This window comes from Streptomyces sp. NPDC014889 (assembly GCF_043081205.1).
Taxonomy (GTDB): Bacteria; Actinomycetota; Actinomycetes; order Streptomycetales; family Streptomycetaceae; genus Streptomyces.
This window is the reverse complement of sequence record NZ_JBIBWH010000004.1, coordinates 167,443-194,083: the sequence shown is the minus strand read 5'-3', so window position 1 is coordinate 194,083 and position 26,641 is coordinate 167,443. Positions and strand designations below refer to the sequence as shown.

At 70.7% G+C, this 26,641-nt stretch carries 28 protein-coding genes; 9 read left to right on the top strand and 19 right to left on the bottom strand.

Features of this window, described 5'->3' with window-relative positions:
• Positions 1-163 precede the first annotated feature (163 nt).
• The 15 genes from ACF09J_RS09725 to ACF09J_RS09655 all read right to left on the bottom strand — a co-directional run bounded on the left by ACF09J_RS09725 (position 164) and on the right by ACF09J_RS09655 (position 12,300).
• Positions 164-445 (bottom strand): hypothetical protein, encoded by a 282-nt coding sequence (locus tag ACF09J_RS09725; RefSeq protein ID WP_392304843.1) that lies wholly within the window; start codon positions 443-445, stop codon positions 164-166.
• A 188-nt stretch (positions 446-633) separates the two neighbouring features.
• Positions 634-1,260: an OmpA family protein gene (locus ACF09J_RS09720; RefSeq protein ID WP_392304842.1), complete on the bottom strand. Its 627-nt coding sequence runs from the start codon at positions 1,258-1,260 to the stop codon at positions 634-636.
• A gap of 7 nt (positions 1,261-1,267) precedes the next feature.
• Positions 1,268-1,840, bottom strand: coding sequence for a hypothetical protein (locus tag ACF09J_RS09715; protein ID WP_392304841.1), 573 nt, complete (start codon positions 1,838-1,840; stop codon positions 1,268-1,270).
• Positions 1,841-1,874: 34 nt separating this feature from the next.
• Positions 1,875-2,474: a pilus assembly protein TadG-related protein gene (locus tag ACF09J_RS09710; protein WP_392304840.1), complete on the bottom strand. Its 600-nt coding sequence runs from the start codon at positions 2,472-2,474 to the stop codon at positions 1,875-1,877.
• Positions 2,471-2,707 (bottom strand): Flp family type IVb pilin, encoded by a 237-nt coding sequence (locus ACF09J_RS09705; protein ID WP_392304839.1) that lies wholly within the window; start codon positions 2,705-2,707, stop codon positions 2,471-2,473. Before ACF09J_RS09705 ends, ACF09J_RS09710 begins: the two co-directional genes overlap by 4 nt.
• A 148-nt stretch (positions 2,708-2,855) precedes the next feature.
• Entirely contained in the window at positions 2,856-3,695 is an 840-nt protein-coding gene (locus ACF09J_RS09700) for a response regulator (protein WP_392304838.1), read from the bottom strand.
• A gap of 50 nt (positions 3,696-3,745) precedes the next feature.
• On the bottom strand, positions 3,746-5,323 hold the full coding sequence (locus ACF09J_RS09695) for a sensor histidine kinase (RefSeq protein ID WP_392304837.1): 1,578 nt from the start codon (positions 5,321-5,323) through the stop codon (positions 3,746-3,748).
• A 15-nt stretch (positions 5,324-5,338) separates the two neighbouring features.
• Positions 5,339-6,232 (bottom strand): DUF5936 domain-containing protein, encoded by an 894-nt coding sequence (locus ACF09J_RS09690; protein WP_392304836.1) that lies wholly within the window; start codon positions 6,230-6,232, stop codon positions 5,339-5,341.
• A 27-nt stretch (positions 6,233-6,259) separates the two neighbouring features.
• Positions 6,260-7,201 (bottom strand): type II secretion system F family protein, encoded by a 942-nt coding sequence (locus ACF09J_RS09685; protein WP_392304835.1) that lies wholly within the window; start codon positions 7,199-7,201, stop codon positions 6,260-6,262.
• 19 nt (positions 7,202-7,220) lie between these two features.
• Entirely contained in the window at positions 7,221-8,558 is a 1,338-nt protein-coding gene (locus ACF09J_RS09680; protein ID WP_392304834.1) for a CpaF family protein, read from the bottom strand.
• 40 nt (positions 8,559-8,598) lie between these two features.
• Positions 8,599-8,961 carry a TadE/TadG family type IV pilus assembly protein gene (locus ACF09J_RS09675; RefSeq protein ID WP_392304833.1) on the bottom strand — a complete coding sequence of 121 codons (363 nt, stop codon included), beginning with the start codon at positions 8,959-8,961 and terminating at the stop codon, positions 8,599-8,601.
• A 1-nt stretch (position 8,962) separates the two neighbouring features.
• Positions 8,963-9,292, bottom strand: coding sequence for a pilus assembly protein (locus tag ACF09J_RS09670; RefSeq protein ID WP_392305112.1), 330 nt, complete (start codon positions 9,290-9,292; stop codon positions 8,963-8,965).
• Positions 9,293-9,429: 137 nt separating this feature from the next.
• Complete coding sequence (locus ACF09J_RS09665; protein ID WP_392304832.1) at positions 9,430-10,683, bottom strand: CpaE family protein; 1,254 nt, start codon at positions 10,681-10,683, stop codon at positions 9,430-9,432.
• 13 nt (positions 10,684-10,696) lie between these two features.
• A complete protein-coding gene (gene cpaB / locus ACF09J_RS09660; RefSeq protein WP_326803871.1) occupies positions 10,697-11,404 on the bottom strand; it encodes a Flp pilus assembly protein CpaB in 708 nt (235 codons plus the stop codon).
• Positions 11,405-11,490: 86 nt separating this feature from the next.
• Complete coding sequence (locus tag ACF09J_RS09655; RefSeq protein ID WP_392305111.1) at positions 11,491-12,300, bottom strand: hypothetical protein; 810 nt, start codon at positions 12,298-12,300, stop codon at positions 11,491-11,493.
• A gap of 360 nt (positions 12,301-12,660) precedes the next feature.
• On the opposite strand from ACF09J_RS09655, the gene ACF09J_RS09650 reads away from it, so the two are divergent.
• From ACF09J_RS09650 to ACF09J_RS09625, 6 genes are all read left to right on the top strand, one after another.
• Entirely contained in the window at positions 12,661-14,220 is a 1,560-nt protein-coding gene (locus tag ACF09J_RS09650) for a hypothetical protein (RefSeq protein WP_392304831.1), read from the top strand.
• Between the two features lie 28 nt (positions 14,221-14,248).
• On the top strand, positions 14,249-14,812 hold the full coding sequence (locus ACF09J_RS09645) for a hypothetical protein (protein WP_392304830.1): 564 nt from the start codon (positions 14,249-14,251) through the stop codon (positions 14,810-14,812).
• Between the two features lie 20 nt (positions 14,813-14,832).
• Positions 14,833-15,231 carry a hypothetical protein gene (locus ACF09J_RS09640; protein WP_392304829.1) on the top strand — a complete coding sequence of 133 codons (399 nt, stop codon included), beginning with the start codon at positions 14,833-14,835 and terminating at the stop codon, positions 15,229-15,231.
• A 169-nt stretch (positions 15,232-15,400) separates the two neighbouring features.
• Positions 15,401-17,098: a chitinase gene (locus ACF09J_RS09635; RefSeq protein WP_392304828.1), complete on the top strand. Its 1,698-nt coding sequence runs from the start codon at positions 15,401-15,403 to the stop codon at positions 17,096-17,098.
• Positions 17,099-17,280: 182 nt separating this feature from the next.
• On the top strand, positions 17,281-17,808 hold the full coding sequence (locus ACF09J_RS09630; RefSeq protein ID WP_392304827.1) for a SigE family RNA polymerase sigma factor: 528 nt from the start codon (positions 17,281-17,283) through the stop codon (positions 17,806-17,808).
• A 54-nt stretch (positions 17,809-17,862) separates the two neighbouring features.
• A complete protein-coding gene (locus tag ACF09J_RS09625) occupies positions 17,863-19,125 on the top strand; it encodes a hypothetical protein (protein WP_392304826.1) in 1,263 nt (420 codons plus the stop codon).
• A gap of 54 nt (positions 19,126-19,179) precedes the next feature.
• Here the strand turns inward: ACF09J_RS09625 and ACF09J_RS09620 are convergent, their stop codons facing one another.
• The 3 genes from ACF09J_RS09620 to ACF09J_RS09610 all read right to left on the bottom strand — a co-directional run bounded on the left by ACF09J_RS09620 (position 19,180) and on the right by ACF09J_RS09610 (position 21,138).
• On the bottom strand, positions 19,180-19,842 hold the full coding sequence (locus ACF09J_RS09620) for a hypothetical protein (protein ID WP_392304825.1): 663 nt from the start codon (positions 19,840-19,842) through the stop codon (positions 19,180-19,182).
• Between the two features lie 77 nt (positions 19,843-19,919).
• A complete protein-coding gene (locus ACF09J_RS09615; protein ID WP_392304824.1) occupies positions 19,920-20,339 on the bottom strand; it encodes a RidA family protein in 420 nt (139 codons plus the stop codon).
• Positions 20,340-20,376: 37 nt separating this feature from the next.
• Complete coding sequence (locus tag ACF09J_RS09610) at positions 20,377-21,138, bottom strand: IclR family transcriptional regulator (RefSeq protein WP_392304823.1); 762 nt, start codon at positions 21,136-21,138, stop codon at positions 20,377-20,379.
• A gap of 146 nt (positions 21,139-21,284) precedes the next feature.
• Between ACF09J_RS09610 and ACF09J_RS09605 the strand changes: the two genes are divergently transcribed.
• On the top strand, positions 21,285-22,550 hold the full coding sequence (locus ACF09J_RS09605) for an amino acid deaminase (protein WP_392304822.1): 1,266 nt from the start codon (positions 21,285-21,287) through the stop codon (positions 22,548-22,550).
• Between the two features lie 20 nt (positions 22,551-22,570).
• Positions 22,571-24,214, top strand: a complete 1,644-nt coding sequence (locus ACF09J_RS09600; RefSeq protein ID WP_392304821.1) for an amidohydrolase family protein — start codon at positions 22,571-22,573, stop codon at positions 24,212-24,214.
• Positions 24,215-24,271: 57 nt separating this feature from the next.
• On the opposite strand, the gene ACF09J_RS09595 is transcribed toward ACF09J_RS09600, so the two are convergent.
• Positions 24,272-25,147 carry a serine protease gene (locus ACF09J_RS09595; RefSeq protein WP_392304820.1) on the bottom strand — a complete coding sequence of 292 codons (876 nt, stop codon included), beginning with the start codon at positions 25,145-25,147 and terminating at the stop codon, positions 24,272-24,274.
• Between the two features lie 213 nt (positions 25,148-25,360).
• Here ACF09J_RS09595 and ACF09J_RS09590 point away from each other — a divergent pair, with 213 nt between their 5' ends.
• A complete protein-coding gene (locus tag ACF09J_RS09590; protein ID WP_392304819.1) occupies positions 25,361-26,572 on the top strand; it encodes a pyridoxal phosphate-dependent aminotransferase in 1,212 nt (403 codons plus the stop codon).
• Positions 26,573-26,641 lie beyond the last annotated feature (69 nt).

The window sequence follows — 26,641 nt, the reverse complement described above, 5'->3', positions numbered from 1 at the left end:
ACGCCCTGGCGCTCACGTTCAGCCTCCAGGAGGCCCAGAACAGGCACCCACAGGCGCACGTCATCACTCGACGCCGCGGCGTGGATGAGGCCGGAAACCTGCTTGTTGCCGCCCACCGCCAATTCCGTAGGTGTGGCGAGTACGTAGTGTTCGATCACCTGGCTCAACCGGATGACTCCGTCCCGGCAAGAGCAGCCCGGTGAGCTGCGGCGGCTACCCGCATCTTGCACCGCATTTCGGTGGATTCCTCATCCGTCACGTAATGCCCGAACCGTTTGGCGAGCAGGGCGCGGGTGCGCTCGGCCCGGTCCTTGATCTGCTCCGGAGTCAGGGTTTGAGCAGCTATTTCCTGCATGAGGCGACGCAGACTGATCCCCCGCGCCTCAGCCACGGCAGCGAGCTGGTCACGGACTTCGGCGGACACACGGATCATGACGTCGGACATACCGCAAGTATGCGTGGCATGTACGTCCGACGGAGCGTCCCAGTCCTGAGGCCCGTGTGGCCGCCTACCAAGTACGCGTGGGCGGCCGCTCTCGGCAGCACCGCCCACATCCGTGTGCCTCGGCGGGACCGTCCCCGCCGACAGAACAGCGGCACGGGACGGTTCCGGGGGCCGGCCCTCGCACGCCGTCAGCTCTGGGTGCGGGGGAACGTGACCTCCACTCGGCGGTTCTTCTTGCGGCCGTCCTCCGTGGAGTTGTCCGCGATGGGGTACTGCTCGGCGTAACCGCGTACGTCGAAGGTGATGTTCGCGTCGTTCAGCTCCTGGGAGAGGACGTCCTGGACGGCGTTGGCGCGCTGCTTGGACAGGACCACGCCGTGCGCGTGGGTGCCGAGGTTGTCCGTGAAGCCGAAGACACGGACCTGGCTCGCTTTCTGTTTCTTGATCTCCTGCGCGATGGTGTCGATCCGTGCCTTCGCCCTGTCGCTCAGTTTCGCGCTGTCCTTGGCGAACAGCACCTCGGCCTGGAGGGCGAACGTCACGTCCGTGTTGGTGTCCTCACGGCGTTCCTCACCGCCCTGCTCTTCGACCACCGACTTGATGTCCAGCACCTTGGGCTCGGCGAGGGTGGCCCCCTCGGGCAGCTTGAGGTCGGGATCGCTCGGGTCGACCTTCACGGGGGCGGAGGCGGAGGGCTCGGTGCCCGGGGGCACGCTGGGACCACTGTCGGCACGAGCCGCCACGGCACCGTAGAGGTTCGCGGCGACCATGACGCCGGCGGCTGTCAGGGCGAGGGTGAGACGGGTGGTAGTCATCGGAGCCTCACCCGGAGATCTGGATGGTGGCTTCGGCGAACGTCGGAAGCTGGAAGCTGACCTCGTCCGTGCTGGCCGGCGGAGCCGGGAACTGCAAGAAGATGGGCATAGTGTCGCCGGACTTGATCGTCTGTACACCGGTCGTGGTAAGCGGTCGCCCATCGGTGTCCCGCAGCACGTAGTAGCGCTTCTTCTCCTTGGAGTCCACGAGAGTGGCACCGCCGAAGGACCTACCGTTCCTCATAATCTCGGTCTCATTGCCCGTGAGCTGGGATGAGAGCACCGCCGTCTTACTCCCGTCGTTCTTGAGATCGGCGTTGATCGTGACGAACCCCCCAGAGTCACGCTTGGCAGCTGTGATCTTCAAGGTCAGACCGCTCGGTCCCCTCAGTTCGGCCAGGGGTGCGTCGTCTTGTCGTTCCTGAGCGTTCGGCTTGGATCCGCTGCCTTTGGAGGCGGATGCCGACGCATCCGGCTTCTTGTCGTCGCCACCGCAACCGGCCGCACCAAGGGCCACCCCGGCCGCGACGGTCAACGCGACCAACCCCCTACAAGCCTTCGCAGTGAACCGAATGCTCATCACTCTGCTTCCTTCGTCACTCGTCGTTCGCTTGTCAGTCGGCCAGGTGGACATCGAAGAGGTCCTCGGGCCGCGGCAGACCCGTGAGGTGCTCAGGATCAAGGTCCCAGTACTGGTTGTTCTTGCAGGTGATCCGCGGGAGTACATCCTCGTCGTCAGAACCCTCGACGGGAGGGTCGAACGTGCACAGTGGCTCAATGACGGCACTGGCATGCGCCTTGGAGTGTTTGTCCTCAGTGCCCGGAACGATGGACTTCCCGACCGACTTGTCGGTCTGGACGTACACCGTGTACCTCAACAACGACGGCCGACAGCTGTCCACGTGGGCTTCGTTCTGCTGCGCGAGCTGGTAGGCACGCCAGCAGCCGTCCAGTTGCGCGGCGCTGCCATCAAGGAGGTCCTGCCACTTGGTCGGATCGAGCACGGTGTCGACCCACTTGCCCGCAAGCTGGTCCCGGGTGTCCTGCGCCGCCGCCAGTGCCGCCGCGTCTGCCGCCGTCTGCGCGCCGTTTCGGTTGGCTGCCGCCTGACCGACCGCCAGGTATGCGAACGCGAGAAAGAGCAGGCCCCCCACCACCGTGATGTAGATGGGAAAGGCCTGCCCTGCGTCGCCGTACCTGCGCGGCCGAGTCACCCGCCGGTGACCTCGGAGATCTTGGTCGTAATCGCGTCGAAAATGGACTTTCCGATGTCCGTCCCCGTAATCGCCAGCACGATCGCCACCACCACCGCGATGATGCCCAGGTACTCGACCGCGGTCTGCCCCCGGTCGTCGGCGCGGCGGCGCAGCGACTCGACCGTGGTGTTCTTCCAGCCGTTCACGCGGACCTTGGTCGCAACCGCGGTCTTCAGCATCAGGTCGCTCATGGTGTTCCCCTCCGGGTTCGGTCTCGGTGCCGCTTGCGACACCGGAAACGTATGCCGGAACACCCCGTCCGTCAGAGGGTCCCCGGACCCAATCCCGGGCCCAAAGAGAGACCCGGCCCCACTTCCCCCGCACTGTCGTCATCGCGCTTCACCCCAGTCCTCGTGACGAACCCGGGGCCGTGCCGAGCCACTTGGCGGCGGCCTCGGCGCGGCTGGTGCTGTGGAGCTTGGCGAAGATGCGGTTGATGTGGTTCTTGACGGTCTTCTCGCTGATGAAGCAGGTGGCGGCGATCTGCTGGTTGGTCATGCCGGACGCGATGAGGTCCATGATCTCCGCCTCCCTCGCGCTGAGTTGGAATTTCGACCTGTCGACGGCGGCCGGACGGCCACCTGTCCATCCAGACGAAGACTGTCCCACAACTGGTTGCAGTTGCGAAAGACTTTTCGCGGAAGGTGCCGGTTCTTGCGACGTTGGGAAGGTGTGATCGTGTGCGATCGCATCCGCCACCGGCTGGTCCCGGCGCAGTCGGGCCACCAGCGCGCCCGCCGCCGTAGGAGTGAAGTGGGCCCTGCCCTCCTTGATGTCCCGCACAGCGGTGACAAGTTGGTCGGCCGTGAACTCGCCGTGGACCAGGTAGCCGCCCGCGCCCAGGCGCAGGGCCTCCTGGACGATTTCCGACTCGCTGCTGTACGTCAGCATCATGACCGGGGCGATCCGGACCAGGTACGGCAGGGCGGAGAGGCCGTCCACGCCGGGCATGCGGACGTCGAGCAGGACGACGTCGGGACGGTGCTGCTGGGCGGCCTCCCAGGCGGCGCGGCCGTCGGCGGCCTCGGCCACCACCGTGATGTCGGCGCGGCCGGAGAGCAGCGCCGTCAGGCCGGCGCGGACCACGGGATTGTCGTCGGCCACGACGACGCGCAGGGGCGCGGCCTGTGCGGGCTGTGGAAAACCCTCGAAGGGGTTGGGAGTCGTCCGGTCGGGCACGGCGGCGGCCTCCTCTCTGGGTCGTGGAGCAGGGCGGGAAGGGTGGACGGTCATACGGTCGGTGTCGTCAGGGCTCCCAGGGGCAGTTCGAGGCGGACCTCCGTTCCCTTGGGGTGGGTGCCACGGCCGATACGGATGCGGGCTCCCACCGAGGCCGCCCGCTCGACCATGCCGACCAGGCCGAAGTGGCCCGCACGGCGCAGCTGTTCGAGGCTGGTGCCGGGCGGCAGACCGCGACCGTCGTCGTACACGCTGATCCGCAGCAGGTCGCCGTGGACGCCCGCGCACACCTCCACATACGTGGGCGCCGCGTGCCGGTGGGCGTTCTCCATCGCCTCCGACGCGACGGTGAGGAGCTGGCGGGCCACGGCCGGCGGCACGGGTGGTACGCCGGGCTCGCCGATCGGGCGGTAGGCGGCGGACAGTCCGGTCCGGTTGGCGAAGTCGCGGGTGCGGGCGGCGAGTTCGCCGAGTACGTCGGTGCCGTGGTCCGGGTCGTTCTCGCGACGCAGGTCGGTCAGCAACTCGCGGGCCTCCGCGGCCGCCCGGCGGGCCGAGCGGGCCACCAGTTCCGCCTGCTGCTTCACCAGGGCCGCGTCCATGCGGTCGGCGCCCGCCGAGCCCGCCAGGCCGTCGGCGGCCATGGCAAGGCCGTGCAGGGTCTTCGCCACCGAGTCGTGCATCTCGCGGGCCAGACGGGCGCGTTCCGCGCCGACCGCCTCGGTGACGGCGAGGCGTGCCTGGACCGTGGTCAGGGCCCGGGTGGCCTCGCCGAAGCGGAGGAGCAGGTTGCGCACGGTGGCTCCGGCCGCCCCCGCGATGACGCATAGTCCGGGGAGGAGGGCGGCCTGGGCCAGGTCCGGGGACAGGTTCCTGGAGCTGGTGGAGACGACGAGCAGGATCAGCGACTGCAGCGAGGCGAACAGGGCCGCGCCACGCCAGCCGTAGACGAGACCGGCGAGGAGCGGCGTGCAGACGCTGACGTAGGCCAGCGTGCTGTCCGGGCCCGCCGCGATCAGGAGGAGGGCGGCGAAGAGGGTGTCCACGGCGAGGAGCGTGGGGTGCCGCAGGAGCAGGGGACCGAAGCGTTCCCAGTCCCTGAACAGGACGTAGGAGCCCATGAAGGTGACGACCACGGCGGCGCTGACCAGGCGGGTGGCCAGGCCGGGGGCGGCGTTGAGGAGGGCGGCGGGGGCGGCGAGGGCGATCATCGCGAGGCGGAAGGCGAAGACGTGGCGGCACATCGCTTGCAGCGCGCTGATCTGCAGCTTTTCCGGCTCAGGTGCCGATGCGCCGACGGGTGCGGGGTGCGCTGTGGCCACCGGGCCTTCGGCCGGGTCCGGATTCCCGCCCGTACTGCCCGTACTCCCGCTACTGCCCGTGCGGCCGTCGCCGCCAGGTGCAAGTGGCCCCTGGGGAGCCCGTTCGCCGTCGGCGGCAGGCCGCCCCTGCGACGGATCCACCGGCTCCCACCCCGGCGGCAGCTCCGGCGTCACCGACGTCACCGGGATGTCCGGCGCGCCCGTGCGCACGTGGGCCGGCAGGACCGTGCCCGCCGGAGGCGTGGTGATCTCGGGGATCCGCGGGCGGCGGCGCAGCAGCCCGGTGCGTTCCTCCGTCGTCGCCATGTCCTCGCCCGCCCCCTACTTGCCCGTACCCGTGAGGGAGCCGAAGTCCACGCCCGAGCCGAGGATCAGGCCCGCGCCGAGGAGGATCATCGTGGCCGGGACCATGAACGTGGTGATCATCATGGTGGCCTTGGGCACCGCGCGCGCGGCCTTGCGGCGGGCGTTCTGCGCGTCGGTGCGGCGCATGTCCTTGGCCAGCGCCACCAGCGTGTCGACGATGGGCGCGCCCAGTTCCTCGCCCTGCTGGAGGGCGGTGACGAACATGGCGACCTGTTCGGAGTCGTTCCTGCGCCGCAGCTCCGCGAAGGCCTGGCGGCGGCTCATGCCGAGGTCCATCTGGCGCAGGGTGATGCGCAGTTCGTCCGCCCAGGGTCCCTCGTACTTGTCGGCGACGCGGTCCAGGGCCTGACGGAAGCCGAGGCCCGCGCTCACCACGACCGCGAGCACGTCGAGGAAGTCCGGCAGCGTCCGCTCGATCACGTCCTTGCGGATGCGGATCGCCGACCAGATGCCGACCTCGGTCCAGAACGCGCCGAAGGCGAACAGGAGCAGGGCCACGAACAGCTGGCCCCGCAGGAGGAACACCAGGCCGCCGAGGCCGCCCAGGAAGCCGTAGACCGCGCGCCGGGCCGCGTAGCGGTCGATGGTGAGGCCGCCGGGGTTGCCGGCCAGGTCGATCTTGCGGCGGTACTTCGCCACCCTCTTGGGGCCCATCAGACGCAGCACCGCGGGGGCGTAGCGCATGCCGAGGCGGTCGACGAGGGAGTCCACCGCGCCGGTGCGGGTGGAGCCCACCTCCAGGGCCAGCGCCAGGTCGCCGGGCAGCCGGGCCTCGGCGCGGTACATGCGGATGCCGGCGAAGACCCCCCAGACGGCGAGGCCCATCACGAGTGCGAGCAGCAGTGCCATCCCTCTTCCCTCCTTCCGGGAACCCGGCTAGACGTCGATGCGGGACATGCGGCGGATGAGGACGAAGCCGACGGCGTAGAGCGCGAAGGCGACGATCACCGCGCCCTGGCCGATCGGTGAGGCGGTCATGCGGTCCAGGGCGCCGGCCTTGACGCCGTTCATGAGGAACAGCGCGCCGATGCCCAGCACCGGGACCGCGTAGGAGGTCATGTTCACCTGGGAGAGCTGGGTGCGGACCTCCCGGCGGGTCTCCTTGCGGTCCTCCAGGGTCTCGGTGAGGTTGCGCAGGGCGCTCACCACCTGGCCGCCGGCCCGGTTGGACAGGACCAGCGTGGTGACGAGGACGACCAGTTCCCGCGAGGGCAGTCGGTCCGCGAGTTCCGCCAGCGCGTCGTCCATCGACGCGCCGAGCGCCAACTGGTGGGCCACCTTGGCCAGTTCCTCGCCCGCCGGGGCCTCCAGCTGCTCCGCCGCCATGCCGATCGCGGTGCGCAGGGCGAGGCCCGCCTGGGCGGCGTTGGCCAGGATGCGGGCCAGTTCGGGGAGCTGGTTGATGAACTTCTCGATCCGTTTCTGGCGCTGCCAGTTGAGGAACTGCATCGCCGCCCAGATGCCGAGCAGGCCGGCCAGCGGGCCGAAGAAGGGGGCCAGGGTGGCCTGGCCGATCAGCCAGAGGGCGGCCACGGTGGCGAGCATGTAGACGAGGAACTCGCCCGGGGTGACGTCCAGGCCGGTCGCGGCGAGCTTCAGCTCCAGCCTGCGGCCGGGTTTCGTACGGCGCAGGCGGCGGTCGAGGGCGGGAAAGCGGCGCCGTCGGCCTACCGGGATCCGGCCGGTCTGGGAGAGCCGGTCGACGAGGGCCGCCCGCTGCGCCTTGCCGGAGCTGTAGGCGTGCAGGCCCGCGACGGCCAGCACGCAGGTCAGCAGGGTGACTCCGGTGGTGAGGGTGACGAGGGTGCTCAGATCCATGGGGACGGTTCCTACCTGCCTACCTGGCTTCTCTGGTGGCCAGTTGGTCTGTGGACTGGGCGACGCCGAACGCCTGGGGGATGGGCTGGCTCGCCATGTAGAGGCGGTCGGCGGTGCGGCGGGGCAGCGGGTGGTACTCGAAGGCGCCGTAGATCCGGCCGTCGGACGCCATGGGCTGTGCGGCGAAGCGGGCGACGGTGGCCAGCCGGTACGGCTCGCCGCCGTGGCTGTCGAGCAGGGCGATCTCGGTGACGCGGCGGGCACCGTCGGCGAAGCGGGTGAGCTGGACGATCACGTCGACGGCGCTGTTGATCTGGTCGTGCAGGGCCACGAAGGGGATCTCCACGTCGGACATGGAGGCGAGGGTCTGCAGGCGCGTCAGCGCGTCCTCGGCGCTGTTGGCGTGCACGGTGGCGAGCGAGCCGTCGTGACCCGTCGACATCGCCTGGAGCATGTCGAGCGACTCACCGCCGCGGACCTCGCCGACGACGATGCGGTCGGGGCGCATACGAAGGGAGTTGCGCACCAGGTCGCGGATGGAGATCTGGCCGCGGCCCTCCACGTTCGGCGGCCTGGACTCCAGCCGGATCACGTGCGCCTGCTGGAGCTGGAGCTCGGCGGAGTCCTCGATGGTGATGATGCGCTCGCCCTCGGGGATCAGCCCGGACAGGGCGTTGAGGAGGGTCGTCTTCCCGGTGCCGGTGGCCCCGGAGACGATGACGTTGAACTTCGCCCGCACCAGTCCGGCCAGCAGGTACAGCATGTGCTCGTCGAGCGAGCCGAAGCCGATCAGCTCCTGGAGGGTGAAGGAGCGGGGGAAGCGGCGGATGGTGAGGGTGGGGCCGGTCAGCGAGAGCGGCGGGATGATGACGTTGACGCGCTCACCGGAGGGCAGGCGGGCGTCGACCATCGGGTTGGACTCGTCCACGCGGCGGTTGACCGTGGAGACGATCCGCTCGATCGTCTGCATCAGCTGGTCGTCGGAGGCGAAGCGGAGGGGCAGTTGCTCGACCCGGCCACCGCGCTCGACGAAGATCGCGTCGGGCCCGTTCACCATGATCTCGGTGATGGAGGCATCCTCCAGGAGGGGTTCGAGGATGCCGAGCCCCAGGGCCTCGTCGACGACCCGGCGGATCAGCTGCGAGCGCTCCACGGTCGACAGGACCGGGCCCTCCCGGCTGATGATGTGCCCGAGCACCCGCTCAAGGCGCACCCGGCGTTCGGCGGCGGCCAGTGAGCTCATCTCCGCGAGGTCGATCTCCTCGAGGAGCTTGGCCCGGTACGAGGCGACGAGGTGGCCGTCCTCGCCCCGGCTGCCTTTCTCCTCCGGGGTGTTGATGCGTGCGCGGAGGCTCATGGGTCCGGTGCTCCTCGCTCCTGGTCGGTGATCGAGCGGTTCAGTGGTCGAGCGGCATCGTGGCGGTCTTGTGGGCCCGGCCGAAGTTCCAGCCGGGGACGATCGAGGGGATCTGGATGCCCGCGGTGACGGTGACCTCCTTGCCGCCGTACGAGGCCGGGCACCTGGTGCGGCCCGCCAGCCAGTCGCTGACCGCGTTCGCGCAGGCCTGGTCTGCTCCCTGCCGGAGCGAGGCCGCGCGCGCCCCCGCACGGGCGGCGGTGCCGGCCTGCTGGGCCGTGTAGGCGATCAGGCCGATCTGGATGACGGCCATGGCGAGCAGCATGAGGATCGGGATGAATCCCAGGTACTCGATGGCGGCCTGGCCCCGGTCGTGGCGGCGGCGTACGCGCTCGTACGGCATGTCAGTTCGTCGCCTCCTCTACGGCGCCGGCCTGACCCGTGACCGTGAAGGGGAAGCCGATCAGGCCGGGAAAGAGGACGGGCACCTTGAGGCCGACGTGCGCCCGCACATAGCCGTTGCTCGTCTCGCAGCCCACCTCAGCCCCCCTTCGCCATGCCGACGACAGCTTGTCGAGCCCGGCCCGGCTGCAGGCGGCGTCCCTGGTGCCGCGATCGGCCGCCGTGCCCGCCCGTACCGCTTCGTCGGCAGCATTCCCCGCAAGCGTGTACGTGTACCCCAGCAGCACGCACTGCCACAGCAGCACCAGCGTGATGAGGATCGTGGGCGTCATGCCCAGCAACTCGACGGCGACCTGCCCGCTGTCCGAGCGCAGCCGCCCGGCCCGCGACTCCGGGCGCGGCCCCCGGCCCGGCGACCCCGAGCGCGGCCGCCGGCCCGGCGACCTCTTCCCTCTGCCTGTCAGCACGTTCATCCACCTGCCTCCCTGCGCCGCCGGAAACTCACCGAGCCCCGGTCGCCGCGCAGCCGTCCGCCCTTGCGGTCGGGCTCGGGCGCCTTGACGATCCCCAGCTCGCCCGCGAGCCCCCACAGCGCCTGCTTGACCGTGCTCTTGCTGTCCAGTTCGTGGATGCGCCCGGCGTCCACCGCGCCCTGGAGCTCCTTGAAGCCCGCGGGGACCGACGTGCCCGCCACCGGAGTGCCGGTGATCTTCTGGATGAGCGGCGGCTGGATCTCGGTCGCCCGGGTGTGGCGGTTGACGACGACGGTCGTCTCCTCGGCCTTGCGGATCTGCAGCCGGTCCCACATCCGTACGGTCCGCTTGGCCGCGCGCACCGCGACCACGTCCGGAGTGGTCACGAGCAGCGCGGTGTCGGCCATCTCGACGGCCGCCGCGCCGGCCCCGCTCATCTGGGCGCCGCAGTCCAGGACGACGATCTCGTAGCGGGAGCGCAGCGCGCTGACGATCTGGCGGGCGGCCCGGTCGGTGACCTCCTCGCCGCGTTCGCCCTCGCCGGGGGCGAGCAGCAGCGCGAGGCCGCTGTCGTGGCGGAAGATCGCGTCGGCCAGGACGCGCGGGGAGATGTCGGTGATGGCGGCGAGGTCGACGACCGAGCGGCGGAACTGGACGTCCAGGAAGGAGGCGATGTCACCGGACTGGAGGTCCATGTCGACCAGGGCCGTGCCGCGACCGGACGCCTGGGCGGCGAGGGCCAGTTGTATCGCCGTGAGGGTGGCGCCCACCCCGCCCTTGGCCCCGCTCACCGTCACCACCCGGCCGCCGGCCCCGGTGAACACGTCGCCGCCGTGGCCCAGGTGCCGCCGTACGCCCACCGACCACTGGGCCACCGCCTGTACGCGGCTGACCAGTTCCTCGTAGCTCAGCGGGAGGGCCACGAGGCCCCGGGCGCCCGAGTCCATCGCGGCCGAGAACAGGGCGGGGCCGGCGTCGGAGGTGATGAGGATGACGCCGACCGCCGGGAAGCGCAGGGCCACTTCGCGGATCACTTCCAGGGCAGGTACCGGGCCGATCCGCTCGTGCACCACCACGATCTCGGGCAGTTCGTCGACGGACTCGGCGGCCAGGCGCGCCAGGGTGTCGATGAGCTGGGTGGAGTCGGCGACCGGGGCCACCGGCTCGGCGTCGGGGAGCTGGCTGAGCAGGGTGGTGATGGACCGGGCCGCGTCGGCGTCGCCGACGGCCGGGAGGATCCTGGTGGTCATGCCTGCCGGCCTCTCACTTGTCGTTCGCGAGTTCGTAGGTGCGGTCCTTGGCCGGGACGCTGGTGTCGCTGCCGGGAGCGACCAGCGCGAGCCTGACCCGCTGGGCGAACGACTCGGCGTAGGTGATGCGCTGGGCGTCGATGGTGGAGAGCGCGAAGGTGATCGGAACGGCGTCGGTGGGCTGCTGGGCCCTGTTGTCGGCGTTCGGCTGGAGCGCGGTGATCCTGCCGACGTCGAGGACCTTGGCGTTGGTCACGATGATCTTGGACTGGGCGGGGTCGCCCTGCCGCTGCCCGCCGAAGGTGGCGTAGACGTTGACCGTGGAGCCCGGTGTGATCTTGCCGGCCACGCCGGTCGCCGCGTCGATCATGATGGCGACCTCCTGCTGGCCCGGTTGCAGGGCGGGCTGGTTCACGATCATGTCGCTCTGGAGCAGGGAGCCCTTGCGCAGCGTGGTGACCGCGATCTTGCCCTGGATCTGCGCGAGGTCGGTGACGGCGTTCGGCGACAGCCACCGTTTGGGCATCTTGACCTTCTCGAACTGGCCCGTGCTCAGCGTCGTGTACGGCGCGACGTCGGTGCGCAGCTGGTAGGCGGCGACCTCGGGGCCGACCTTGGACTTGACGTCGCTGATGACGGAGAGCACGCCCGCGAAGGCGGCGAGGGCGCAGATGACGGACAGGATCAGGAGTATCACGCCGCGGCGCTGACGGGAGTTCATGAACCGTGCAACCTCATTGGGATATCGGTCGGCGAAGTCGAGCGGAATCGAATGACGGTGGTGCCGGTGGTTCAGGGTTCAGGTACTCAACCGGCGGGTGTCCGGCTCTCGGGGACGGGTGGGGTGGCCGAGCAGAAGACGCAGCGGTCTCCGATGACGTCGATGCCGCACCAATGGCACACACCCTGGCGGACCGAGGTGACCAGTTGATAGAGCACCGACAGGTCGGGCAGGTAGGTGCAGAACTCGACCAGCTTGCCGGTGCCCCACCAGGTGGCGGACTCGGCCGGCAGGGCGGCCTCGCGCAGCCCCAGCGCGTTCCACGCGGGGGCGAGGGTGGAGCCGACCCAGTCGGACTGGAGCTGGCCCTTGGCGAGCAGCATCCAGCTGCCGAAGTCCGGTCCGTCCAGGGTGGCTTCGGGGCTGATCCGGACGAGCTGGGGCTCGGGGTGGGCGATCACGCCGAACTGGCTGCCCGGGACCCACGACTTGGCGTGCGCCTTGAGACCGACGGGGACGCGGTCGAGGCGGGCGACCGAGGACAGGACGGCGCCCGCGTGGATGTAGTGGGTGAGCAGCCGGCCGGCCGAGGCGAGCACGCCGGGACTGAGGTCGCAGGAGGCGAGCTGGCGCAACTGGCGTGCCAGGACGGCGAGTCCGAGCGGCGGCAGATCGGGCCGGAACAGGGCGATGCGGTCGCTCTCCAGCAGCGAGCGTACGGTGTGCAGCCGCCGTTGCACGCCGCTGGGCACGGCGTGCGAGCACACCACGACGACGTACCCGTGGTGGTCGATCAGGGCCTTCATCGCGTCGAGCGTCTGCTCCAGCGGCTGCCGGTCCAGGTCCTCCAGGACGACGGCGGGCACGGTCCGCTCGTCCTGTGCGGGCAGCGCCATGTCGGCGCTTGTCACAGCAATGGCAGTTGACACGCGCAGCTCCCCGTTAGACGCCTGTCGGCCCGCCGGTGGTCGTCCGGCACGCCGAGTTGACCTCACTGCGTGACTACCTCAGCACTGTATCCACGCCTCTGTGGCCGGAGAACCGCGATTCCGTACCTGGTCTGCAACTCTCGTCGCACAACTCATTTCAAACCGGGGCAGGGCGAGCATCCTGAAGCGACCCGAAAGCGTGCGCCGGACGCAACTCGTCGACTGTGGGCCCTGGTTTGGGCCCGCGGGCCCACGCCGCCCCGCACCGCCCGCACCTACGCTCGCCGACCGGAACGGCGTTTGCCGGTGTGCGAGGAGGGGTGCCGCATGGCTCGCGGGGGCGGCGGACGGACGTGCCGGAGAACGTACGGGTACGACGACTCGGGCGCGACCGCCACCGAGTACCTCGGCATGATCGTGGTCGTCGTCGCCGTCGTGCTCGGCATCGGCGCCACCGGCATCGGCCGGACCATCCACGACCGGATCGCCGCCGAGATCTGCGAGATCACCGGCGGCTCGGACTGCGGCACAGGCTCGCAGGGGGGCGACCGGGCCCTGACCGACGCCGACTTCGAGCCGGCGCTGTGCCAGGTCTCGACGGTCAGCGACAAGGCGGGCGCCAAGGCGAAGATCCTGTTCTGGGAGATCGGCAAGGAATACGGCTTCCAGGAGCAGCACCTCAAGGCGCACACGGACGTCAACCACGACGGCAAGGTCGACGACCAGGACGAGCTGGTCTACCTGACCTTCACGGACGCGGCCTCCGTGGGCGCCAAGAAGGACTTCGCGCCAGGGCTGAAGGTGGGGAAGGTTGGCACCGACAAGGTGGAACTGGGCGCCGGGATCAAGGTGACCAACGGCGACACCTGGGTGTTCGAGAGCCCGGAGGAGGCGCGCAGGTTCCGCGACGACGTCGAGAAGCTCCAGATGTACCAGATGCGGCGCCAGTCGCCGGGCGGCGCGGACGCGAGCCTCGGCGACAGCATCCTCTACCTCTTCGGCACCGGCCCCCTCAAGGACGAGGAGGACACGGAGAACCGGGTGAAGAAGGCGCTGGGCGACAACCGGAAGATCACTTACGGGAAGGTGGGCCTGGAGGCCTCCGCGGCGGCGGGCCTGAAGATCTCCGCGGGCGACGAGAAGAAGCTGAGCGCGGCACTCGGCGGCAACTTCAGGTACGCCCCCGAGGTCACCTGGACCGACAACGCATACAAGAACACCAAGTCGTACACGTACTCCTCGTCGATCGAGTACGGCGCCAAGGCGGGCTACGAGGCGGGTCCGCTCAAGGGCGACGCCTCGGCCTCCACCACCCGGACGGGCACGATCACCGTCACCTACGACAAGACCACCGGCAAGCTGGTCGGCATCAACATGACCCGCACCGTGGAGAAGGGCGGCCAGAAGGCGGGCGCCCGGCTCGGCGCGGGCAACGGGAAGCCGGGCAAGGACGAGCGCGGCGGCGGGGTGAGCGGGAAGGGCGCCGACAGCTCGACCGGCATCGAGGTCGTCACCACCGCCCTGAGTTTCGACCCCGGTCCCGCCGGGGACCAGGACCGGGCCGTCGCCGAGCAGTGGCTCAGCAGTTCCAACGAGCAGGTGGTGACGCCGTTCCAGTACATGTTCGACGACCACGCGCCGACCCGGCGGCCGGGCGCCGACGACCCCTTCGGCCAACTGGTCTTCGACCGGGGCACGTCCAGCAGGATGACGTACACCGGCCAGGTGAACGCCGCCGAGTACGGCTTCGAACTGAACCTCGGACTCAGCCTCGGCCTGTCGGTCAGCACCGAGCAGAAGTCGGAGACGCTCACGGACGCCCGGTTCCTCGGTGCTCCGAACGGAGACCGCCGGTCCTACGTCCCCTACAGCTACTGTGCCAAGTGATCTCGCCGACAGGAGGGCTGGTACGCCGATGAGGACACGACTGCTGATCGCGGGCCTGCTCGCCACCGCGGCCGCCCTCACGGGCTGCGGCAGGGGCGACGCGGACTCCGCCTCCGTGCCGGACGGCTGGCGCACGCTGGACACGAAGGGCGTCTCCGTGTCGTATCCCGCGGGCCCCAAGGGATATGTCGAGCAGAGCGCGGCGGAGCGCAGCAAGTACAACGCGGCGGCGGCCGTGCGCGAGGAGTCCGGGCGGACGGTCTCGATCATCACCGTGCAACTGGACTTCACCCAGGCCGACTCCGCCGAGCAGGCCGCCATCGCCGCCGAGGCCGGGATCCGGATGGGCGCGAAGGTGGAGGGCGAGAAGGACGTGAAGCTGGCCGGCACGGACCGGGCCAGGCGGATCGACTTCACCTTCGACTCGACCGGCGAGGACGGCAACCCGCCCAAGGGCACGCCGATCCGGGGCGTGATCCTGACGGGCCTGGACTCGGCCGACCGGACCTTCGCGGTCCGGATCGACGCGGCGCGGGGCGTGCTGTCGTCCGCGGACCTGCGCGGGATCGTCGACTCGGTGCGGGTGCACTAGCGGTGGGAGGTACGGCTCCCGTGCTGCCGCTGGTGCGGGCCTGGGCGGTGGGCGTGGTGGTGCTCGTCGCCACCGAGTACGTGCAGATGACGCTGCTGTACGGGAATCTGGTCGGCCCGCGGGGCGTGGGCTCGTTCGGGGCGGCGCTGGCACTGGTCCATCTGCCGAACCTGGTGTGCGTCGTGCTGGCGACCTGGGCTGCGGCGCGGGTCCATCCGGCGCCGTGGCGGGAGATCCCGGCGCGGCACGCGGTGGCGGCGTGCGCGGTGCCGGTGGCGGCGCAGCTCCTGACGGTGTCGCTGCACTGGGAGCGGACCGGGCTGTCGTCACTGGCGCTGTGGATGTCGACGGGGGTGCTGCTGGCGGGTTGTGTGCTGGGCCTGCTCCTTGAGCGGTGGCGGGAGGAGACGCAGGCGTAACGGCGTTGCGGCACCGGGACGTTGAGCCGGGGACGACTTTGGTCTGGACCTCTTGACAAGCCAAATGGTCTGGACCAACTTGTACGACCAAGGCGGTGGCCACCGCTTCTCCTGCCCTCCCGTCTCCCCCTCACCCCCACCGGAGGCCCCAGTGGACCGCGTACCAGGCATGCCCAGACCCACAGGACGACGGCTGCGCCTGTGGTCGGGAGCCGTCACCGCCGCCCTCGCCCTCTCCTTCGCCGGGGCCGGCCAGGCGTCGGCTGCGGACGTCAACAACGCCAAGAACGCCGGCTTCGAGTCGGGCCTGAGCAACTGGACCTGCTCGGCCGGCAGCGGTACGACCGTCTCCTCCCCCGTGCACGGGGGCTCCGCCGCGCTGAAGGCCACCCCGGCCGGGCTGGACAACGCCCAGTGCACCCAGGCGGTCGCGGTGAAGCCCAACTCGACCTACACGCTGAGCGCCTGGGTGCAGGGCGGGTACACCTACCTGGGCGCGACCGGCACCGGCACCACGGACGTCTCCACCTGGACACCGGACTCGGCGGGCTGGAAGCAGCTCTCGACCACCTTCACCACCGGCTCCTCGACAACCTCGGTGTCGGTGTACCTGCACGGCTGGTACGGGCAGGCGGCGTACTACGCCGACGACGTCTCGGTCTTCGGCCCCGACGGGGGCGGCGGCGGTGACCCGGCCCCGACCGTGCCGTCCGCGCCGGGCGGCCTGGCGGTGACGGGCACGACGTCGTCGTCGGTGTCGCTGTCCTGGAACACGGTCTCGGGCGCGACGGGCTACAACGTCTACCGCGACGGCTCGAAGGTGACCGCGGTGAGCGGCACCTCGGCGACGGTGACCGGTCTGGCGGCAGCCACCTCCTACTCCTTCCAGGTGACGGCGACGAACGCGGCGGGCGAGTCGGCGAAGTCGGCCACCGTGAAGGGCACGACGGCGTCCACCGGCTCAGGCGGCGGGGGCGGCACCCTCGCCAAGCACGCGGTGACCGGCTACTGGCAGAACTTCAACAACGGCGCCACGGTCCAGAGGATCTCGGACGTGCCGTCGCAGTACGACATCATCGCGGTCGCCTTCGCCGACGCGACGGCCACCCGGGGCGCGGTGAGCTTCACCCTCGACTCGGCCGGACTGAACGGCTACACGGTCGACCAGTTCAAGGCGGACATCAGGGCCAAGCAGGCCGCCGGCAAGAAGGTCGTCATCTCGGTCGGCGGTGAGACGGGCACGGTCTCGGTGAGCGACGCCTCCTCCGCGACGAACTTCGCCAACTCCGTCTACTCGCTGATGCAGACGTACGGCTTCGACGGCGTCGACATCGACCTGGAGAACGGCCTGAACGCCACGTACATGACGCAGGCCCTGCGCGCCCTGTCCGGCAAGGCGGGCCCGTCGCTGATCCTCACGATGGCCCCGCAGACCATCGACATGCAGTCCACGTCGGCCGGCTACTTCCAGACCGCGCTGAACGTCAAGGACATCCTCACGGTCGTCAACACCCAGTACTACAACAGCGGTTCCATGCTGGGCTGCGACGGCAAGGTCTACAGCCAGGGCTCGGTGGACTTCCTCACCGCCCTCGCCTGCATCCAGCTGGAGGGCGGCCTCGCTCCGTCCCAGGTCGGCCTGGGCGTCCCCGCCTCCACGAGGGGGGCCGGCAGCGGCTACGTCTCGCCGACCGTGGTGAACAACGCCCTGGACTGCCTGGCCAAGGGCACCAACTGCCAATCCTTCAAGCCCTCGAAGACCTACCCCGCCCTGCGCGGCGCCATGACCTGGTCCACCAACTGGGACGCGACGGCGGGCAACGCCTGGTCGAACGCCGTCGGCCCGCACGTCCACGCCCTGCCCTGACACCCGGCAGGCCCCGTCCACGGCTGCCGCCACGCCCTCGCCCGGGGGCGTGGCGGCAGCCGTTCGGCGTTCCCGCCCTACCGCGCCGAATTCCCGTGAAACATTCCGGCGGGTCCACCGCATCTATGAGGTGGGGGCGCGACCGGGGGACCACGGAGCGCGCGGGGACACAAGGAGGGCACATGAGCCAAGGCCGGGGCGACCGGGCTGAGGAGTACCAGGAGTTCGCGGTGGCACGCGCCGGGCATCTGTACCGGTCGGCCTGTCTCCTCACCGGAGGTGACACCCATCTCGCCGAGGACCTCGTCCAGGAGACCCTCGGCCGGGTCTACCTCCGCTGGGGCCGGATCTCCCGCGCCGACAACCCGGCCGCGTACGCCCAGACCGTCCTCACCCGCGCGTTCCTCGCCCACCGGCGCCGCCACAGCAGCCGCAGGGAACGCGCCACCGACGTCCTCCCCGAGATGCCCGAGCCGCGGGCGGGCGGTGACGCGCCGCTGCGGCTCACCCTCCTGGAGGCGCTCGGACAACTGTCGCCCAAGGACCGGGTGGTGGTCGTCCTGCGCTACTGGGAGGACCGCAGCGTCGAGGAGACGGCCGCCGCGTTGAACGCCAGCTCGGCCGCTGTCAGGACCCGCTGCGTCCGCGCGCTGGCCCGGCTGCGCGTGCTGCTCGGCGACTCGCTCGCCGAGTACGCGACGACGCCCTGACCCGACCCACCCCGACCGTACCAACAACCACCCTTGCGGAAACGGCGGTTCGCCATGCCTGATGCAGACCACGACCCCTTCGAGGAACGGCTCGCCGACGTCCTGCGGGACACCGGCGCCGAGTTCGGAACCGACCAGCAGATGCTGGCCGCCCGCGGCGAAACACACGGGCGGCGGCTGCGCTCGCGACGACGGGCCACCGCCGTCGTGGGCGGTGCCGCCGCGGTGGCGCTCGTCGGACTGGGCGGGACCCTGCTCGTTCCCTCCGGCCAGGGGGACGGCGTACGGCAGCGGTCCGCGGCCGCCGCCCCGGTGGCGCCGGCCACCCCCACCGCCGCCGAGACCGCCGCCGCGGCCGTCATGTCCGGCGACGAACTCCTGCGCACCCTCGAAGAGCTGCTCCCCCAGGGACGGATCAGCGACAAGAGTGCGGGCAGCACGAGCCAAGGTCCCTACGGCCAGTTCGTCTACGACGACGGCCGGGGCAAGGCAGCCGTCGCCGTGTCCGTCAGCCGGGTGCCGCCCGGGGGTCTGGAGGCCCGTCAGACCACCCAGTGCCCGGACAGGCTGTTCATCGTCTACGACTCCTGCACCTCCACGAAGCTCCCCGACGGCTCCGTCCTCATGCTCCTGAAGGGGTACGAGTATCCGAACAGCCGCAGTGGCACGAAGCGGTGGACCGCCGACCTCGTCACGTCGGAGGGCGGGCACATCGGCATCCAGGAGTGGAACAGCGCCGCTGAGAAGGGCTCGCCCGTCACCCGGGCGCAACCACCTCTGGATTCGGCCGGGTTGAAGGCACTCGTCACCGCATACGAGCTGCGCGCGGCCGCCGACGCGCTGCCGCTCGACGACCGCGCTCCGGCCGATCCGGACCCGGGACCGCTCACCCCCGGCGGATCGATCTCGGCGGTGCTCAGCCGTCTGGTGCCGCACGGCATCAAGATCGTCTCCAGGAGCGGACCGGACGACAACGGCTTCGGGTACGTCGTCCTGGACGACGGCAGGGGCAGGAGCCTCGTGCAGGTCAACGTCCAACTGGACACGGACGGTGGCCTCAAGAAGCTGTTCGGTGCGGACGCCAAGGTCCTGCCCGACGGCACCAAGGTCGCCACACGCAAGCAGTCCGGCGAGAAGGGAATTGCCGGGATCGTCTGGTGGAGCGTGGACACCATCCGGCCCGACGGCCGGCGCGTGGTGATCAGCGCCTTCAACTCCGGGGCGCAGAACACCCCGGCGACCCGCAAGGCGCCCGCGCTGACCATGGAGCAGCTCGAGGCGATCGCCACCGACCCGAAGTGGCATCCGCAGGACTGATCACCGGCGCGGTTCCGGGCCCGGGCAGTCGCCCGGGCCCGGAACCGCCGGGGGTCAGGCGTCGTCGGCGGGCGACTCGTCCGCCGTGTCCTTCCCGGCGGCGGTGTCCTTCTCAGGGGCGGTGTCCTTGTCGTCGGCCTTGTCGGCGGCGTCGGCGGCGTCGTTCTCGGCTGCCGCGCCGTCGTCGAAGTACGCGTCCAGGACCGCGTCCAGTCGCGTCTCCCACTCGGTGAAGCTCGCCCTGGCCGGGGCCTCGATCTCGATGGGGTACCAGCGCCGGTCGGGGGTGTGGACGGTGACGGTGAACAGCTTGCCGAAACGGGCGGTCTCCGTCTCGACGGCACCGATCTCGTCCCAGCGGAACTCGCACTCCTGGTCGTCCAGGCTGAGGCGTACGCCGTTGTGATCGGCGACGATACGGGCCCGGCGGTCGGCGGCCTCGAAGACGGGACCGTCGACGACCTCCGCCCGCAGTTCCTCCCGCGGCTCCTCCTCCTGCCGTTCCGCCTCTCCGGCGGTCCCGGCGTCGTCCGCGACCGCCTCCGCGGCCGACGGCTGCTCGGGTGCCGGCGGCTGCTCGGCCTGCGGCGGCCGGGCGTCCTCCGGTTCCGCCGTCGCGGGTGCGGTGAGCCCGGGGATGTGGGCCGGGTCGAACCCGGCACCCTTCACGGGCTCGGCCTTCAGGGGCTGGCTGCTCGAACCTATGCGCTGCTCCACAGCGGGCAGTATGGTCGACAAACCTGTGCCGGACACAGCCAGCCCCGACTTCGTTATACGAAGATGGCCAAGACGCGTCAGCCGAGCACGGCGAGCGCGTCGATCTCGATGAGCAGACCCGCGGGCAGACCGACGTAGACGGTGGTGCGAGCGGCGGGCGGCTGGGTGAGGCCCTGCTCCTCGAAGTACGTGTTGTAGAGGTCGTTCATCTCGGCGAAGTGGTCCACGTCCGTGAGGTAGACGCGGATCATCATCACGTCGTCCCAGGTCGCGCCGCCCTCCTCCAGGATCGCCTTGACGTTGGCGAGGGTCTGGAGGGTCTGCTCGCGCAGGGTCGGGCCGGCGGGCGTGGGGGCCTTGCCCTCCTCCGCGGGCAGGAAGCCGACCTGGCCGGCGACCTGGAGGATGTTGCCCTTGCGCACCCCGTGGGAGAACTTCGCGGGCGGGGTGGTGTGGGTCGCGGGGGTGAGGGCGGTCTTGGCCGTCGTGTCGCTCATACGAGGTCCTTCATGTCCTTCATGTTCTTCATGTCCTTCATACGGGTTCCTTCACCGGGTTTCTGCCGGAGAACTCGTCGCTGATGGCGTCCGCGGCACGGCGCACCAGCGGGAGCAGGGCGAGGAGTTCGTCGGCGGTGACGACGACGTTCGGCGCGGAGACCGACATCGCGGCGGCCACCCGGCCGTCCGCGCCGCGGATGGGTGCGGCGACGCAGTTGATGGACTCCTCGTGGCCGCCGAGGTCGGCGGCCCAGCCCTGTTCGCGCACCGTCGCCAGCTCCGTCAGGAAGGCGGCGGCGTCCGGTGTCGAATGGGGCGTGTACAGGGGGTATTCGAGGCCCTGGGCGACCGCGCGCCGCTCGGCCTCGGGCAGGTCGGCGAGCAGCAGCTTGGCCACGGCGGCGACGGTGATGGCGACGGGCCGGCCGATCCGGGAGTACATGCGCACCGGATAGCGGCTGTCCACCTTGTCGATGTAGAGCACCTCGCCGTCCTCGTGGACGGCCAGGTGCACGGTGTGCCCGCACTGCTCGTTCAGGCGCAGGAGGTGGGGATGGGCGATCTCGCGCACGTCGAGGCTCTCCATCGCCTCCTGGGCGAGGGCGAAGAGCCGGGCGCCGAGGCGATAGCGCTGGTCGGACTGACGGTGGACGAGCCCGTGCTGGTGGAGGGTGCGCAGCAGCCGCAGCGCGGTGGACTTGTGGACGCCGAGACGGTCGGCGACCCGCCCGAGGTCGGCGGGGCCCTCGGCGAGCAGCGGCAGGATGCTCAGCGCCCGGTCGACGGTCTGGCTCACGGCGTGCGTACCCCTTTCTCGACGTCCTGTTCCCCGACGTCCTCGGCTTCCTCGACGTTGACCCGGCTCCGGCGAGATGCTAGACACCGGTGAGCACTGTACGCAACGATCGTTGCACATTTCGCAACGGTCTCGAAGGAGGCTCGATGAGCACGGAAGCGCTCGCCCGGCTGGCCGAGGAACGCGTCGACCACCGCTTCAAGGGCCTCCCTCCGGACGCGGACGGGCTGACCGTCGGCGAGCTGACCGCCCAGCGCCGCAACCTCTTCACCGACGGCTTCGCCACGCCCGTGCTCGCCCTCTCCGCCGAGCGCCTCGAGCACAACCTGAAGCTGATGGAGACCTATGCGGCCCGCCACGGCCTCGCCTTCGCCCCGCACGGCAAGACCTCCATGGCGCCTCAGCTCTTCCACCGCCAGCTGGAGCACGGCGCCTGGGGCATCACGCTGGCGGTGCCGCACCAGGTGCGTGTGGCCCGGGCGTTCGGCATCCGCCGGGTCTTCCTGGCCAACGAGCTGGTGGACCCGGCGGCCCTGCGCTGGGTCGCCGCGGAACTGGCCGCCGATCCGTCCTTCCGCTTCATCTGCTACGTCGACTCCGTGCGCGGCGTCGAGCTGATGGACGCGGCCCTGGAGGGTGTCACCCGCCCCGTGGACGTGGTCGTCGAACTGGGAGCCGGGGAGGGCGCGCGGACCGGTCTGCGCACGGAGGCCGAGGGCCTGGCGGTCGCCGACGCGGTGGCGGCCACGGACACCCTGCGTCTCGTCGGCGTCGCCGGCTACGAGGGCGAGGTGCCGCAGCCCGACCCCGAGCGGGTCCGGGCGTGGCTGACCCGGCTCGTCGCCCTGGCCGTGGACCTCGACAAGGCCGGGCGGTTCGGACAGGCCGAGGAGATCGTGGTGAGCGCGGGCGGCAGCGCGTGGTTCGACGCGGTGGCCGAGGTGTTCGCGCAGATCCCCGAACTCTCCTCGCCCGTACTGAAGTTGCTGCGCTCGGGCGCGTACGTCTCGCACGACGACGGGCACTACCGCAAGGTCACGCCCTTCAACCGCGTCCCCGAGGAGGGCGCCCTGGAGCCCGCCTTCCGCCTCTGGGCGCAGGTGGTCTCCCGTCCCGGCCCCGGACAGGCCTTCGCCAACGCGGGCAAGCGGGACGCGGCCCACGACCTCGACCTGCCCTTCGCCCAGGTGGTGCGCCGGGACGGCGTGGAGCGCCCGGCGACGGGCATCGAGGTCACCCGCCTGTCCGACCAGCACGCCTGGCTGAGCACCGCCCCCGGGGCCGAGCTGGAGGTCGGCGACTGGGTCGGCCTGGGGCTCTCCCACCCGTGCACGTCCTTCGACAAGTGGCCGCTCATCCCGGTGGCCGAGGCGGACGGTACCGTCGTGGACTACGTCCGCACGTTCTTCTAGGAGCTTCGGGAGGCGCCGCCATGGACCCGGTGGAGCTCGCCGACTACGCCGATCTGGTCGTCCGGGACGCGGACGTCGCCGACGGCACCGGAGCCCCTTCGTACCGCGCCGACGTGGCCGTCAAGGACGGCAGGATCGTCTCGGTCGTCAAGGAGGCCGCGGCGGCCGGCTGCCAGCGCCCGCGGGCGCGCCGGGAGCTGAACGCGGAGGGCCTGGTGCTGGCCCCGGGCTTCATCGACATGCACGCCCACAGCGACCTCGCCCTGCTGCGCGACCCCGACCACAGCGCGAAGGCCGCGCAGGGCGTCACGCTGGAGGTCCTCGGGCAGGACGGGCTGTCGTACGCGCCGGTCGACGACCGCACCCTCGCCGAGGTGCGCCGGGCGATCAGCGGCTGGAACGGGGACGGCGACGACATCGACTTCACCTGGCGCTCGGTGGGCGAGTACCTGGACCGGCTCGACCACGGCTTCGGCGGCGAGGGCATCGCCGTCAACGCCGCCTACCTGGTCCCGCAGGGCACGGTCCGCGCGCTCGCCGTCGGCTGGGAGGACCGCGCGGCCACGCCCGAGGAGCTGGGCCGGATGCGGCAGTTGGTCGCCGAGGGCCTGCGGCAGGGCGCGGTCGGCATGTCCTCCGGGCTGACCTACACCCCCGGGATGTACGCCGGGGACGCCGAACTGACCGAGCTGTGCCGGGTGGTGGCGGCGCACGGCGGCTACTACTGCCCGCACCACCGCAGTTACGGCGCCGGAGCCCTGGAGGCGTACGCGGAGATGGTGCGGGTCGCGCGCGAGGCGGACTGCCCGCTCCACCTGGCCCACGCCACCATGAACTTCGGCCCCAACAAGGGCCGCGCCGGCGAACTGCTGGCCCTCCTCGACGAGGCACTCGCCGCCGGCGCCGACATCACCCTGGACACCTACCCCTACACCCCCGGCTGCACCACCCTGGTGGCCCTGCTGCCGAGCTGGGCGGGCGAGGGCGGCCCGGAGGCGGTCCTCGGGCGGCTGGCCGACGAGGACACCGCGGAGCGGATCCGTCACGACCTGGAGGTGACCGGCTCCGACGGCTGCCACGGGGTCCCGGTGGAGTGGGAGACGGTAGAGATCTCCGGGGTCACGGTCCCGGCGCTCGCCGAGTACACCGGCCTGACGGTCGGGGAGGCGGCGGCCCGGCGCGGCGAGCGGCCCTGGACCACCGCCCGGCGGCTGCTGCGGGAGGACCGGCTGGGCACGACGGTCCTCCAGCACGTCGGCCACGAGGAGAACGTCCGGGCAATCATGCGCCACCGGGTGCACACCGGCGGCTCCGACGGCATCCTGCGGGGCACCAAGCCGCATCCGCGGGCCTACGGCACCTTCCCGCGGTATCTCGGCCGGTATGTACGGGAGCTGGGGGTGCTGTCGCTGGAGGAGTGCGTCGCGCACCTCACCGGGCGACCGGCGGCCCGGCTGCGGCTGCCGGACCGGGGCGTGGTCCGCGAGGGGTACCGGGCCGACCTGGTCCTGTTCGACCCTGCCACGGTCGCGCCGGGCGCCACCTTCGAGCGGCCGCGCGCGCTGCCGACGGGGATTCCGTACGTCCTGATCGACGGCCGGTTCGTGATCGAGGACGGACGGCGCACGGACGTGCTGGCGGGGCGGGCGGTCCGCCGGACCTGAGCCACGACCGCCCGCCCCGCGCTGTGCCTTACCGGCGCTTTCCCGGTGCCTTACCGGTCAGGGCTTGGGCAGGACGCAGCCGCTCCTGTTCAGGTCGAGCTGGTTGCCGGAGCCGAAGCAGGCGGGGATCTGGTAGGTCTGCTCGGCGTAGTTGATGCCCTTGCGGACGGTGACGGTGCCGTTCGCGTCGACCTCGCAGGGGTTGTTCACGGTGCAGCGGCCGCCGCTCTCGTTGCCGGTGTTGTTGACGGCGACGACCTTGCCGGTGGCGGTGTCGACGACGGGCGAACCGGACGTGCCCCCGATCGTGTCACAGGCGGAGGTGTAGCGGACGGAGTCCTTCCAGGTCCAGTTCCCCTCTTTCAGGCGGTAGACGAAGCCGTCGATGTTGCAGCTGTAGATCCGCTTCCAGTAGCCGGAGACCACCTTGATGGCGGTGCCGGCGACCGGGTGGGTGTCGCTCAGGGTCAGCGCGTTGATGCCGTAGGAGCTCTTGATCTGCGCGTAGGTGCTGGTGAGCTGGTAGATCGTGACGTCCGTGTCGGTCATGGTCGAGTAGACGACCTTGTTCGCCCGGAGCGTCGCGACCTGGGTGCCGGCCGAGTTCAGCAGGCCGAAGGTGCGGCTGGACGACTGGCCCACGATCACCTGGCCGGGCGACGGGAAGCCGGTCTCCAGGCAGTGGCCGTTGCTGAGCACGAGCGCCGGGTCGCTGTCCGCGGAGGCGGGGAGACGGACGACCGAACCGGAGCAGTTGCTCAGCGCGACGGTGCCGGCGAAGTCGACGGCCGCGAGTGCGGGGGCGGCGGTCGCACGGTCCGCGCCGGCCGTCCGCGCGGCGGTCTGCCCGGGTGCGGGCGCGGCGGCCGCGGGTACCGCGCCCGCCCCGGCGATCACCAGGGCGAACAGCGCGGCGACGAGAGGCTTTCTCATGTGGGGTCCCCTCTTGCGACGAGGCGACCGGAGAGTTCCGGTCGCCGTTGTTTGTCATGCGCATTGTGAGTGCGGAGGGGTGCGCCAACAAGGGAGCGGTCAGGGGCGTAGGGCTTTCCCTGCCCTGCCGCGACGGCGCGGGCCGACACGCGCACGTCTCACGTGGTGGAAAACACGCGCCATCGGGCGATACCCGGCCGTAAGCTCCTCGGCATGCAGGTGATCCAGTCGACCAAGCTCGCCAACGTCTGTTACGAGATCCGGGGCCCGGTACTCGAGGAAGCGATGCGGCTGGAGGCGGCCGGTCACCGCATCCTGAAGCTGAACACGGGCAACCCGGCGGCCTTCGGCTTCGAGTGCCCGCCGGAGATCCTGGAGGACATCCTCCGCAACGTCTCGACGGCCCACGGCTACGGCGACGCCAAGGGCCTGCTGGCCGCCCGGCGCGCGGTCGTCATGCACAACCAGACCCTCGGGATCGAGACGGACGTCGAGCACGTCTTCATCGGCAACGGCGTCTCCGAGCTGATCGTGATGGCGATGCAGGGACTGCTGGACGACGGCGACGAGGTCCTGGTGCCGGCACCGGACTACCCCCTGTGGACGGCCGCCGTCTCCCTGTCCGGCGGCACCGCCGTCCACTACCGCTGCGACGAGCAGGCCGACTGGATGCCCGACCTCGCCGACGTGGAACGCAAGGTCACCGACCGCACCAAGGCGATCGTCGTCATCAACCCCAACAACCCCACCGGCGCGGTCTACGACCGGGCCGTGCTCAAGGGGCTGACCGACATCGCCCGCCGGCACAACCTGCTGGTCTGCTCCGACGAGATCTACGACAAGATCCTCTACGACGGCGCCACGCACACCCCGACCGCGGCGGTCGCACCCGACCTGCTGACGCTGACCTTCAACGGCATGTCCAAGGCGTACCGGGTGGCCGGCTACCGGGTGGGCTGGATGTCCGTCTCCGGCCCCCGCGCGCACGCCGACTCCTACCTCGAGGGCCTGACGATCCTGGCCAACATGCGCCTGTGCGCGAACATGCCGGGCCAGCACGGCGTGGTGGCCGCGCTCAGCGGGCGGCAGAGCATCGCCGACCTGGTCCTGCCGGGCGGGCGGCTGAAGGAGCAGATGGACGTCGCCTACGAACTGCTCACGCAGATCCCGGGCGTGAGCTGCGTACGGCCGAAGGGGGCGCTGTACCTCTTCCCGCGCCTGGACCCCGCGGTCTTCAAGATCAGGGACGACCGGCAGATGGTCCTGGACCTGCTGCGGCGCGAGAAGATCATGGTCGTCCAGGGCACGGGCTTCAACTGGCCCGAGCCGGACCACTTCCGGGTCGTGACGCTGCCCTCGGTCGGCGACCTGCGGGACGCCGTGGACCGGATCGGCACCTTCCTGGACGGCTACAGCCAGGCCTGACGCTCACGTTCGGTTCCCCTACGGACCGGTTCCGCGAACGGACTCAACTTTAGACGGGTTCTAAGCTAG